The 12,895-nt window shown below is 38.4% G+C and carries 10 protein-coding genes; 9 read left to right on the forward strand and 1 reads right to left on the reverse strand.

What is annotated here, in order from left to right; all coding sequences use genetic code 11:
- Positions 1–93 precede the first annotated feature (93 nt).
- Positions 94–2,931: a transporter substrate-binding domain-containing diguanylate cyclase gene (locus Sdiek1_RS02460; RefSeq protein ID WP_161491973.1), complete on the forward strand. Its 2,838-nt coding sequence runs from the start codon at positions 94–96 to the stop codon at positions 2,929–2,931.
- Between the two features lie 3 nt (positions 2,932–2,934).
- Here Sdiek1_RS02460 and Sdiek1_RS02465 read toward each other — a convergent pair whose 3' ends face one another.
- Entirely contained in the window at positions 2,935–4,128 is a 1,194-nt protein-coding gene (locus Sdiek1_RS02465; RefSeq protein ID WP_087437742.1) for a sugar transporter, read from the reverse strand.
- A gap of 138 nt (positions 4,129–4,266) precedes the next feature.
- Between Sdiek1_RS02465 and Sdiek1_RS02470 the strand changes: the two genes are divergently transcribed.
- The 8 genes from Sdiek1_RS02470 to Sdiek1_RS02505 all read left to right on the forward strand — a co-directional run bounded on the left by Sdiek1_RS02470 (position 4,267) and on the right by Sdiek1_RS02505 (position 12,790).
- Complete coding sequence (locus Sdiek1_RS02470; protein ID WP_087437743.1) at positions 4,267–4,671, forward strand: YchJ family protein; 405 nt, start codon at positions 4,267–4,269, stop codon at positions 4,669–4,671.
- On the forward strand, positions 4,671–5,327 hold the full coding sequence (locus Sdiek1_RS02475; RefSeq protein ID WP_087437744.1) for a Crp/Fnr family transcriptional regulator: 657 nt from the start codon (positions 4,671–4,673) through the stop codon (positions 5,325–5,327). The genes Sdiek1_RS02470 and Sdiek1_RS02475 overlap by 1 nt, the downstream gene beginning before the upstream one ends.
- Positions 5,328–5,407: 80 nt before the next feature.
- On the forward strand, positions 5,408–5,836 hold the full coding sequence (locus Sdiek1_RS02480) for an Hsp20/alpha crystallin family protein (RefSeq protein WP_087437745.1): 429 nt from the start codon (positions 5,408–5,410) through the stop codon (positions 5,834–5,836).
- Between the two features lie 102 nt (positions 5,837–5,938).
- Positions 5,939–8,242: a sensor domain-containing diguanylate cyclase gene (locus Sdiek1_RS02485; RefSeq protein ID WP_087437746.1), complete on the forward strand. Its 2,304-nt coding sequence runs from the start codon at positions 5,939–5,941 to the stop codon at positions 8,240–8,242.
- 53 nt (positions 8,243–8,295) lie between these two features.
- Positions 8,296–9,114, forward strand: coding sequence for a prolipoprotein diacylglyceryl transferase (gene lgt, locus Sdiek1_RS02490; protein ID WP_087437747.1), 819 nt, complete (start codon positions 8,296–8,298; stop codon positions 9,112–9,114).
- 189 nt (positions 9,115–9,303) lie between these two features.
- The gene (locus Sdiek1_RS02495) at positions 9,304–10,086 is read left to right on the forward strand and encodes a fumarate reductase cytochrome b subunit (protein ID WP_087437748.1); all 783 of its coding nucleotides are present in this window, start codon (positions 9,304–9,306) and stop codon (positions 10,084–10,086) included.
- A 2-nt stretch (positions 10,087–10,088) separates the two neighbouring features.
- Positions 10,089–12,074: a fumarate reductase flavoprotein subunit gene (locus Sdiek1_RS02500; RefSeq protein ID WP_087437749.1), complete on the forward strand. Its 1,986-nt coding sequence runs from the start codon at positions 10,089–10,091 to the stop codon at positions 12,072–12,074.
- Positions 12,071–12,790, forward strand: coding sequence for a fumarate reductase iron-sulfur subunit (locus tag Sdiek1_RS02505; protein WP_087437750.1), 720 nt, complete (start codon positions 12,071–12,073; stop codon positions 12,788–12,790). The genes Sdiek1_RS02500 and Sdiek1_RS02505 overlap by 4 nt, the downstream gene beginning before the upstream one ends.
- Positions 12,791–12,895: the final 105 nt, after the last annotated feature.

The raw sequence follows: 12,895 nt of genomic DNA on the forward strand, positions 1-12,895 counted from the left end.
ACATGTAAAAACTAAACAAAGATGCATTTTCCTAATTACAGAATAATTTGAGTATACTAAGTTGCAGAACACTTTCTTTAGATGAGGTACATCATGAAAGCGGTAATTTCTCTTCTTTTTACATTGGTATCCTTCATAAGTTGTTTACAGGCATCTAGTATAGATATTACGCCAAGTGAGCAAGCGTGGTTGGATAAAACCAAAACACTTAGAGTGCGCATCACCAAAGATCTTCCTCCGTACCAATTTATCCAAGATGGCGAATATGCCGGTATCAGTGTTGAATATATCAAATTTTTTGCAGCTATGTTTAATCTCAAAATTGAATATGTTACCGATGGTAGCTGGGCTGAAGCGCTAAGGCGTGTTAAAATACATGATGGTATCGATGTTATTTTAAGAGTTACTCCTAATTCAGAGCTAAAACAAACGATGCTTTTTAGTAAAGCTTATTGTACTTTTCCGTTTGCACTCCTCACACCAAATACACTTCAATCAGAAAACTTTTTTGATGCGAAACCTAAAAAAATAGCCATAGTACCAAGTTATGTGATTAACGAGAACTTGAAAGAGGATTATCCACATTTTCTTTACATTACGTATCCGAATTCACTCGAAGCAATGAGGGCAGTCAATGAACATATAGCAGATGGATTTATCGGTGATATTGCTATTATGAGTATGTTTGTTAAGGCGTATCATCTAGAGAATGTTCAAATTTCTAATATTACACGTTATGCGACAGAGGAGCAATCGGTTGCGACTGCAAAGGATTGGCCAGAATTCATCTCTTTATTTAATAAAATGCTCGATTCTATGCCTACGGATTTACATGTAAAGATCAAACGAAAATATTTACCTTTTGCAACATCTGAACGACCTTCTCCCATTCTTCCCGAAATTGAATTAACTGAGAGTGAAAAAGCGTATCTTCAAAAGCACCCTGTTATTAGCGTGACTAATGAGCTTAGTTGGTATCCGTATGATTTTAATGAAGATGGGGAAGCCAAAGGGTATTCTGTTGATTATATGAGACTTTTAGCCGATAAAATTGGTGTACGTTTAAATTTTATCAGTGGAACATGGTCTAATGTGTATGAAAAATTTAAAAACAGAGAGATTAGCGTAGCGCAACCACTCATTCCCTCAGCAGAGCGACATCAGAAATTTCTGTATAGCACCAAATTTATTACCATGGATTTAGCACTCATTAGCCAAATAAAGCGTCACGATATTAACACTATTGATGATTTAAAAGGTAAAACTGTTGGTGCAGGGAGAGCGTGGCCCACAACAAAGTATCTCAAAGAGGAGTATCCTGAGCTTACAGTAGTAGAGTATGAGACAACTAAAGAGATGTTAGAAGCGGTTGCTTTTGGATTGATTGACGCAGGGGTGGAGGATGCTTTCTCGGCACAATACGTCATCAGTAAAGAGATGCTTTCTAACCTTCATATTGCTTCCAAACTTGACTTACAAAATTTAAGAGATAAAAATCTTTATATTATGATGCACCCAGAAGATGAACCCTTACAAAGTATCATCAATAAAGCTCTCAATAACGTTACGCAAGAGGAGCTTACCACTCTTAAATCTAAATGGTCTAAAAGTATTCTTCCTAAAGAGACGAGACTTGCTTTTTCACTGGATGAGCAAATTTATTTGGCACAAAAAAAGCGTATTACGATGTGTATTGACCCTGATTGGATGCCTTTAGAGATGAACCAAAAGGGTAAGCATGTAGGAATGGCTGCAGATTATATGCATGAGATGGAGCAATTTATTGGTTTGCCTATTGAGCTTGTCAATACTCAAACATGGTTAGAATCTTTAGAATATGCGAAAGAACGCAAATGCGATATTTTCTCTCTTGCAATGCCAACACCCGAACGCAGAATGTATATGAATTTTACCCATCCCTATTTGAAAATACCCATCGTACTTATTTCCAATATTGATAAAGTTTTTTACACGGACATTGGTATGCTGACTGGAAAATCCATTGGCATTGCAAAAGGCTATGCGTATGGTGAAATTTTAAAAGTACGATACCCCAATATGCACTTTGTGGAAGTTGCGAGTGATGCAGATGGTCTAAAACAAGTGGAGCAGAAAAAGCTTTTTGGCTATATCGGAACGCTGGCTACAGTGGCATATCAAATTCAAAAAGATTACTATGGATCACTAAAAATTGTGGGTAAATTTGATGATAAATGGGAGCTTGGTGTTGCAACGCGCAATGACGAACCTCTTTTGCTCTCTATTTTCGAAAAAGCGATTGATTCAATTGATCCGACCAAAAATCAAGCGATCTTAAACAAATGGATATCGGTTAATTATGAAGAGCGTATGAATTACACCTACATCTATTTGTTAGCCGTGATCACGGGTGTGATTATTTTAATTGTTTTGATACGACAGTATCAACTCAAAAAGTATAATGCCCAGCTTGAAATTCTCTCCAATACGGATAAATTAACAGGCATTCATAACCGTTTAAAACTGGATGATATTTTAGAGTATGAAAAAAAGATATTTGATCGAGATCAGTTGCCTCTTTCGATTATTATGTTTGATTTGGATTATTTTAAAAATGTGAATGATAACTATGGACACAAACGAGGCGATGAGGTTCTCAAAAGTGTTGCCAAAATTGTGACAAACGTTAAACGCGAAACGGATATATTTGGGCGATGGGGTGGCGAAGAGTTTTTGCTTATCTGCCGTGATACCAACATTAAAGGTGCGAGACATTTAGCTGAAAAAATAAGAGCAGCTATTGGGGCATATGAATTTCCTGAAATTATCTCGGTAACCGCTAGTTTTGGAACAGCACAATTTGAAAAGTACGACAGTATTATCAAAATTTTTGACAAAGCAGATAAAGCACTTTACGAAGCCAAAGAACATGGGCGTAACCGAGTCGTCTAATCTTTACATGTAAAGTGCTAGGAACGTTTTAAAAGATAGGTTTTCCAAATCCAAATAGCTAATAAAAAGTGCCGTACACCCGAACAATGCACCTACGATTCCGACATAGGCCATTGAACTATGCAAGATAACAAGACTACCGACAAAAGCACCTCCACCGATACCAATATTATAAATACCGGAGTAAAGTGACATCGCAACATCAGTTGCATCAGGAGTGAGCTCTAAAACTGTCACCTGAAGAATGAGGCTAATGAGACAAATTGCAATGCCCCAACCCAGACATACAAGACTTAATACAATTTGATAAGGCGCAAGAGGGCGCATTAAAAGCAGCGATACAATGAGCAATCCTAGTGCACACACAATGATTGTAAAAGGATATTTGTGTTTAAAATAGGCAAAAATAGCACTTCCCAAAAATCCGGCAATACCAAAGATGAAGAGAATGACTGTCGCAAAATTAGCACTTAAATGTGCGATTTGTTGCACAAAAGGTTCAATGTAAGAGTAGGCTGTAAAATGTGCCGTAATCGCTAAAGCGGTTAAAAGATAAACCCCCATAAGGGCAGGGCGTTTCACTAAAAGGGGTAAGCTTTTGAGTGAGCCTGCATTGACGCTTGGAAGCAGTGGTAAGACTTTCATCAAGACAAAAAGCATTAAAAATGCTAAAATGGCGATGCAGCCAAAGGTGGCTCTCCACCCTAAACTTTGCCCTATGATACGACCCAGTGGCAAGCCCAAAACGATGGCAAGCGATGTGCCTGTCGCTAGGATACCAAGGGCGCGTGTCTTTTTACCTTCAGGGGCTAAACGGTAGGTCAGTGAGGCAGTAATCGACCAAAAGACGGCGTGTGAGAAAGCAATGCCAATGCGTGAGATCATTAAAATCCAAAAGCTCCATGCGATAGCGGAGAGAAGATGGCTCGCAATAAACAGAGCAAATAACAGCAAAAGCAAGCGACGTCGCTCCATATCTTTGGTGAGGAGCATCAATGGCAAGGAGAGGCTTGCAACCACCCATGCATAAACGGTCATCATGAGTCCTGCATGTGCTTCACTAATGTTAAAATCGTTTGCAATATCAGTCAGTAGGCTAATAGGCGCAAATTCGGTGGTGTTAAAAATAAACGCAGAAATGGTTAATCCAACTACAGGAAACCAGGGTTTCCACGACAAGAAAATCGAAGAATACATTACAAAAAGCCTTATGATAATTAGGCGATTATTGTAACTAAAGAAGTAATAGAAGCAGTTGAATTCACCTGTTGTGGAAGAGGAGATTTAATGAAATACGTGTATAATAATTGACTCAATATGATTCAAAGAGGAAGAATGAAAGAAGCAAATCTCTGTCCATGCGGTAGTGGTAAAATGTATGCACAGTGTTGCGAGCTATACCACAAAAACTATAATGCTCCTACGTGTGAAACACTGATGCGTTCACGCTACAGCGCATTTGTCTTTGGATTGATTGATTACCTCTATGAAACGACGCATCCAAGCCATCGTACAAAGAAATTGAAAGAAGAAATTACCTTTACATGTAAAGGTTTGGCGTGGACAAAACTCGAAGTTTTGGAGACATGGCAAGGCGGTGAAAATGACAAAGTGGGCAAAGTCTCTTTTCGAGCTTCGTATGTGCAAGATGGGCATGAAGGTTTACATGGTGAACATTCACGTTTTAAACGCTATGGTAAGGCGTGGATGTATGTTGATGGAGAAGTAAAGGGCGAATAATGTACACATTGGACGTGATACAGCAAGAACTTAAAGAAGATATTGCACGTTTTGGGCGTGTTGTTTATGTTAACAAAGGTGAAATCCTGATGCGCCCTGAAGAGTGCATGGAGCACTTTTTTGTCATCTTGGAGGGGCGTGTCAAAATTTCGCAAATCAACTTTGAAACAGGAAAAGAGCAAATTCTTTATCTCCTTTCCAACGGCGATATGTATGACATCATTACGCTTTTAGATGCCAAAGTACATGAAAATGTAGCAATGGCGCTGGATAATGTGAAACTCTTGGTCTTTCCCATTGAGCTTTTTCGCGAGTGGATTGAAACAAAACCTTCTTTCAATAAGCTTTTTTTACCTTATGTGGCTAAACAACTTCGAGAGGTTGAAACGTTAGCAAGTGATCTCTCACTCTACGATACTACAACACGTTTGATAAAATTGATTGCTAAAAATATTGAAACCCAAGGGGATAAACAAACGCTGAAACTTATTAATAACCTCTCTCATGAAGAGCTTGCAAGTCTTGTCGGTACGGTGCGAAAAGTGCTCAATCGCAATCTTCAGTCGCTTAAAAAACAAGGGCTTATTGATATCAAACGCAAAGAGATTTTTATCAAAGACTCTCAAAATCTACTCGAACACCTTCCTGAAGAATAAATGCTTTTTGTGCCACTTAAGTGGCAGACAAATCATTGGACATGTATTAAACTTCTTTCAAAAATATAGAGGAGTTTACCATGTTAGTTACTAGATTTAATCCGTATAAAGAGCTTAAAGAGTTGGAGAGTCGGTTGTTTAACTCCTATCCTGCTGAAAGTGATGAGAGTAGTATTATTGCGTTTAAACCTACCGTAAGTACGCGTGAAGGTGAGTTCGCTTACCATGTTGAAGTGGATCTTCCTGGTGTTAAAAAAGAGGACATTAATATTGATATAAAAGACAATCAAATCGTCATCTCAGGTGAACGAAGTTTTAAAGAAGAACGTCAAGAAAAAGACTACTATAAAGTTGAAAGTAGTTATGGTAAGTTTCAGCGAAGCTTTGCCTTACCAGAAAATGTCGATATTGAAAACATTGAGGCAAGCAGTGAAAATGGCGTATTAGAAGTTCTTCTTCCAAAACTAAAAGTCGAGAAAGCAGAAGTTAAAAAAGTATGTGTTAAATAAGGCTTTGAGGCAAGACAAAAACTCTTGCCTCAACACAGCGTATAGATTCCTATTCCCAAATACGCTACAATCTCCTGTGACATTTCATGATGGAGAAATTTTTTGCGACGTATTTGGGAATCTAAGTTCTTACCATGGGTATTCTTACTTTTAGGTCTCTTATTCTCATGCTTGATCGCATGGAAATGTGCTCTTTGGATTGACGAGAAAGAGCAAATTCGTTTTCAAACTGCTTCAAATACTATCACTAATTTAATTTATAAAGAACTGAATGCCCATATACAACTTATTCGCAGTGTGGCGGCCTTTATGTGCGTCTCTCCAGAAAATATATCGCGTGAAAAGTGGAAACAATTTGCGATTAAGAACCATATTAATGAACAATTTTTAGGATTGAGAGCTTTAGGATATGCTCCTTTAGTGCATCCTCAAGAGCGTTTAAAATATGAACAAGCTGTTCGTCATGAAGAAGGATTTGCAGATTATGCAATTTCTCAAAAGAATGTCTCGTCCAACACTGCACTGTTTCCGATAATGTATTTAGAACCAATGTCTGAGATGAATGAAAAAGCCTTCGGTTTTGATTTGGCTTCAGAAATCACACGGAGAGAAGCATTGCATCAATCGTTTATCCGTGCAGATGCAACCGTATCTTCGAAAATCAATTTGACTCAAAAATACATTACCGATAACCAAGTAGGTTTTTCGATCTTTTTCCCTTTATATCAAACCAAAGATATTCCAACTTCTACAGAAGAACGTCTAGCAAGTGCAAAAGGTGTTCTTTTTATAGCCATTGATGCTAAGAAAATGTTTGAACAACTCTTGAAAAGCCACTATAGTTTAGTAGATTTTGAAATCTATGATGGCTCAGCGCCTTTGGAGCAAAATCTTCTCTATAATTCCAACCCCAATTTGATTGATTCAAGGTTAAGTGGCTACACTTCTTTAGAACTATACGGAAAGATATGGACACTTCATTTTAAAGCTAAAGAAGTATTTGAAATGAGTGATAGTCGTTATTATCCGTGGATACAAATGCTCTTTAGTCTGATTTTCTTTAGCGTGTTTGCAGGGTTAATTTATGTGCTTCAACGAACACGAAAAAAAGCTTACGCAATAGCGAATGAAAAAACAAAGCAACTTTCTCAATCCGAAGCGGAAATTCGCTCTATCTTCCAATCGATGCAAGAAGGCGTTATGGTCTTAGACGATAAAGGTGTGATCTTAGAGTGTAATTTAGCAGCTCAAGAGATGTTACAGCTTTCCAAAAGTGACATTGTTGGCAATTTTAGTTATAACTCCAAATGGAGTGCTATTTATGAAGATGGCTCGGTCTTTAATAAAGAAGATTATCCTTCGCTAATGGCTATCAATAGTAGCTTACCTCAGAATAATGTCATATTAGGAATTCGACGCAAAGATGGGTCTCTAATATGGGTTCAAACCAATGCCCAGCCAATTTTTTCAGATAATTTTGACAAGATTCGTTCAGTCTTAATAACCTTTAGTGACATTACTGCGTATCGTAAGTCTAAACGTGAACTTGAAAAATATCTCCAAATTATCGACACTCATGTGATTATATCCAGTACCGATACCGATGGGATTATAACAGAAGTGAGTGAAAAATTTTGTCAAATTTCGGGATATTCTAAAGAAGAACTGATTGGGAAAAGTCATCATCTTGTAAGACATCCCGATATGCCTTCAACACTGTACGAAGAGATGTGGACTTCATTAAAAAAGGGAATTCCATGGTATGGCGAGATCAAAAATAGATCTAAAAAAGGGGTTGATTATTGGATTGAAGCCATTATTGCCCCACGCTATAATGAAGAATATCAATTGATAGGATATACAGCAGTTCATCATGATATTACCGATAAAAAAAGAGTTGAAGAGCTCTCCATTACCGATCGGTTGACAGGACTGTATAATCGTCTTAAGCTTGATGAACTTTTTGCATATCATTTAAGTATTGTCAAACGACACCAAACATCTTTTTCAATTATTCTGCTTGATATTGACAAATTTAAATTGGTTAATGATACCTATGGGCATCAAGTAGGCGATAGCTTATTGCAAGCGATAGCAACACTTCTCAAAAGAAATATTCGTGAGGAAGATGCCGTAGGAAGATGGGGTGGGGAAGAATTTTTAATTCTTCTCCCTGAAACAAAGAGTGATGCGGCGTGTCTCTTGGCAGAAAAGTTGCGTAGGTTAGTTGAAGCTGAAAATTTTGAGTATGCTGGAAATCGTACAGCTAGCTTTGGCGTAGCAACCTATCATGCAAATGATGATGAAACCAGTATGGTTGCGCGTGCGGATGAGGCACTTTATAGAGCAAAAGAAAAAGGTCGTAACCGTGTTGACTTAGAGTTGTATTCTCTCACTACTTCCTAAACTCTCTCTTAATGTAAACACAGTAAAATGTTTTTTTACATGTAAGGATTTAAATGCAATTTTGGAACAACATTTACAGCCAGTTTGACCCTGTCGCTTTCAAGCTAGGACCCATTGCCGTGCATTGGTATGGCATTATGTATATATGTGCTCTTTTGGGTGCCCTTTATGCCGCTAAATGGTTTGTCAAAAAAGATAATTTAGGCTTCAGCAACCAAACGTTAGAGAGCTATTTTATTTGGATTGAGATTGGCATTATTTTAGGTGCGCGTATTGGTTATATTCTCTTTTATGATCCGCATGTGGATTATTATCTTGCGCATCCATGGCAAATGTTCAATCCTTTCATTGATGGTACATTTGTTGGAATTAGAGGCATGAGTTATCATGGAGCTATCGTTGGATTTTTTATTGGCACTTGGTTCTTTTACCTCAAACATAAAATCAATGTATGGAGGCTTTTGGATGTAGTAGCCTTGAGTGTTCCAGTAGGGTATATTTTTGGACGTATTGGTAATTTTCTCAACCAAGAGCTCTTTGGTCGTCCTACGGATGTTCCATGGGGCATTTATGTTGATGGCGTTCTTCGTCACCCTTCTCAACTTTATGAAGCGTTTCTTGAGGGCTTCATGGTTTTTGTGATACTCTACTTGTATCGAAATTTCAAAAAATACGATGGTGAGCTCATTGCTCTTTATGGATTTTTGTACTCACTTGGACGATTTGTCGCAGAGTTTTGGAGAGAGCCAGATTTCCAAATTGGTTTTGTCTATGGCGACTGGATGAGTAAGGGACAAGCCCTTTCAATTTTGATGATAATTGCCTCTTTATTATTATATGGTGTAATAATCAAACGAGGAAAAAGGGGATAAAAAAATCCCTTTTAAATCCCCTTTCGTGTATTATAATTTCAACTAGTATGTACAAAATGACATAATCATTGATTGTTCAAACTTATTGCAATTTCCCTAAATAGGGTATTTTGTAAGAGATTGACATTCATAAGTGTGTTGTCTTGCACATTTATGAGCGTTTATCAAACTTCACAAAAAGGATGAGATGTGAGTGACCTACTTGAAGGGTTTTTAGGTACGAGCGTTGAGGGAAAAAAGAGTAGAGTTCCAGCCAAACTTGATTATATTCAAAGTGCGACTGGTCTATTCTTAGGTTTGTTTATGTGGGGACATATGTTCTTTGTATCAACGATTTTGATCAGCAAAGACTTTATGTACACCATAACCAAAATGTTTGAAGGCAGTATGTTCCTAAGCGAACCACAGCCTATAATCGTTTCTGGGATTGTCTTGTTTGTATTTGCAGTCTTTATTGTACATGCGATGCTCGGTATGAGAAAATTGCCTATCAATTTTAGACAATATCAAGCATATAAAACACATATGGGTATGATGAAACACGATGATACAACGATGTGGTTTACACAAGCATTCACCGGTTTTGCAATGTTCTTCTTAGGTTCTGCGCACCTCTTTACCATGGCAACCCAAGCAGATAAAATTGGACCATTTGGTTCATCAGATAGAATGTACAGCGAATTTATGTGGCCATTTTATCTTCTTCTTCTTCTTGCCGTTGAGTTCCACGGTGGTATTGGTCTTTATCGTCTCTGTGTTAAATGGGGTTGGTTTGAAGGTGCTGATGCAAAAATTTCTCGTAAAAATCTCAAAAAAGCTAAATGGGCTATTACAACATTTTTCTTAGCACTTGGTCTTTTAACACTTGCAGCATACGTGAAAATCGGTTATGAACACAGAAATAACGTAGGTGAGAAATACAAACCAACGGCACAACTCGAAGTAAGATATGATGTGAAGGTTAGGGCGTAAAAATGAACGTAAAATATTGTGATGCACTGGTTATCGGTGGTGGTTTAGCAGGTCTTAGAGCGGCGATTGCAACGCAATCTAAAGGTCTTAGTACAACAGTTTTAAGTCTTTGTCCAGTTAAGAGATCTCACTCTGCTGCGGCACAAGGTGGTATGCAAGCAAGTCTTGGTAACTCAAAAATGAGTCGCGGTGACAATGAAGATGTTCACTTTGCCGATACTGTAAAAGGTAGTGACTGGGGTTGTGACCAAGAAGTTGCACGTATGTTCGTTACCGTTGCTCCTAAAGCAATCCGTGAATTAGCGGGCTGGGGCGTGCCTTGGACGAGAATTGCTAAAGGTGGTAGAGAAGCTATCATCAATGCTGAGAGAACAACGATTGTGGAAGATGAAGAAGTCCATGGTTATATCCATTCTCGTGACTTTGGTGGTACTAAAAAATGGAGAACCTGTTATACAGCGGATGCTACAGGTCATACCATGCTTTTTGGTGTTGCGAATGAAGCTCTTAAACATAATGTCAATATTGAAGATAGAAAAGAAGCGATTGCGCTTATTCATGAAAACAACCGTTGTTACGGTGCGATTGTAAGAGACCTCGTAACGGGTGAGCTTTGGGCTTACGTTGCTAAAGGTACTTTGATCGCAACGGGAGGTTACGGTAGACTTTACAAACAAACAACCAATGCGGTTATTTGTGATGGTATTGGTGCTGCTATTGCTCTTGAAACGGGTGTTGCGACACTTGGTAATATGGAAGCAGTACAATTCCACCCAACCCCAATCGTTCCATCAGGTATTCTTTTAACTGAAGGCTGTAGAGGTGATGGTGGACTACTTCGTGACGTTGATGGTCATAGATTTATGCCAGACTATGAGCCAGAGAAAAAAGAACTTGCAAGTCGTGATGTTGTAAGTCGTCGTATGATGGAACACATCCGTAAAGGTAAAGGTGTTAAATCTCCTTATGGCGAGCACTTATGGCTAGATATTTCTATCCTTGGTCGTGCACACATTGAGAGAAACCTAAGAGATGTACAAGAAATTTGTCAAATCTTTAACGGTATCGATCCTGCGGATGAAGGTCCAAAAGGTTGGGCACCCGTTCTTCCAATGCAACACTACTCAATGGGTGGTATTAGAACAAAACCAACCGGTGAGTCTCCAACCCTTTCAGGTCTTTTCTCTGCGGGTGAAGCTGCTTGTTGGGATATGCACGGATTTAACCGTCTTGGTGGTAACTCAGTCAGTGAAACGGTTGTTGCAGGTATGATTGTTGGTGATTATTTTGCTGACTATTGTTTATCAAATGAAGTTAATGTCAATACAGCAACGATTGAAAAAGCAATTAAAAAACAAAAAGATTTCATTGACCATCTGTTGACAAACAAAGGTAAATTTAATATTTTTGAAATTAAAAACAGAATGAGAGATATTATGTGGGAAAAAGTTGCGATTTTCCGTGATGGCAAAGGTCTTGCTGAAGCGGTTAACGAGCTTGAAGAACTTCTCAAAAAATCTCACGATGTTACGATTAAATCTAAAACAACCTCTGCTAACCCAGAGCTTGAAGAAGCATACCGTGTTCCTATGATGCTTAAATTGGCATTGTGTGTGGCTATGGGTGCTCGTGAGAGAACCGAGAGCCGTGGTGCACATTACCGTGAAGACTTCTTGAAACGTGATGATGCGAATTGGTTGAAACGTACCTTAACTTCATGGAAAGAGGGCGCAACCCTTCCAACCGTTACGTATGAAGATTTAGACATTATGAAAATGGAAATTCCACCAGCGTTTAGAGGGTATGGTGCAAAAGGTATGATTATTGAAAATGAACTCAGCCTTAAACGCCAAGAGGAAGTGGATAAACTTCGTGAAGAGATGGAAGCTGCAGGCAAAGACAGATATGTGATTCAAGATGCGCTTATGCCATTTGAGCTTCAACCATACTATAAAGCTAAAAATGAGAGATTTGGAGATGCAAAATGAGTAGAACTATTACCATAAGGGCTATGAAATATAACCCACAATCAAAACTTTCAAAAGCGCACTTTGCAGAGTACAAACTTGAAGAAACCGATGGTATGACACTGTTTATTGCGCTTACGAAAATTCGCGAAACAATGGATGCAGACCTTTCTTTTGACTTTGTATGCCGTGCAGGTATCTGTGGAAGTTGCGGTATGATGGTTAATGGTAAACCTGCCCTTGCATGTCGTACATTAACAAAAAATTTCCCAGGCGGCGTCATTCAATTGATGCCAATGCCAGCATTTAAGTTATTGAAAGATCTTTCTGTTGATACAGGTAACTGGATGAATGGTATGAGTAAACGTGTTGAGAGTTGGATTCACACGAACCATAAACCAGACATTTCTAAACTTGAAGCACCTATGGAGCCAAAACTCGCAGATGAGACATTTGAGCTTGATCGTTGTATTGAGTGTGGTATTTGTGTTGCAGCATGTGGTACAAAATTGATGAGACCAAACTTTATTGGTGCTGTTGGTTTGAACCGCGTTGCTCGTTTTGCAATGGATCCACACGATGAGAGAACCGATGAAGACTTCTATGAGCTTGTTGGTGATGATGATGGAATCTTTGGATGTATGAGTCTCGTTGCGTGCGAAGACAATTGTCCAAAACACTTACCACTTCAATCAAAAATTGCTTATATGAGACGAAAACTCGTCGCTCTCAAATAAAAAATTGCCTTCTTTGAAGGGATAAGATACTTTGTCTTATCCCTTGCCTTAATCTTGACATTTAGTCTCACAATTTTGTTTCTCTTATAAGAAATACTGATATAA

Source organism: Sulfurospirillum diekertiae, assembly GCF_002162315.1.
GTDB lineage: Bacteria > Campylobacterota > Campylobacteria > Campylobacterales > Sulfurospirillaceae > Sulfurospirillum.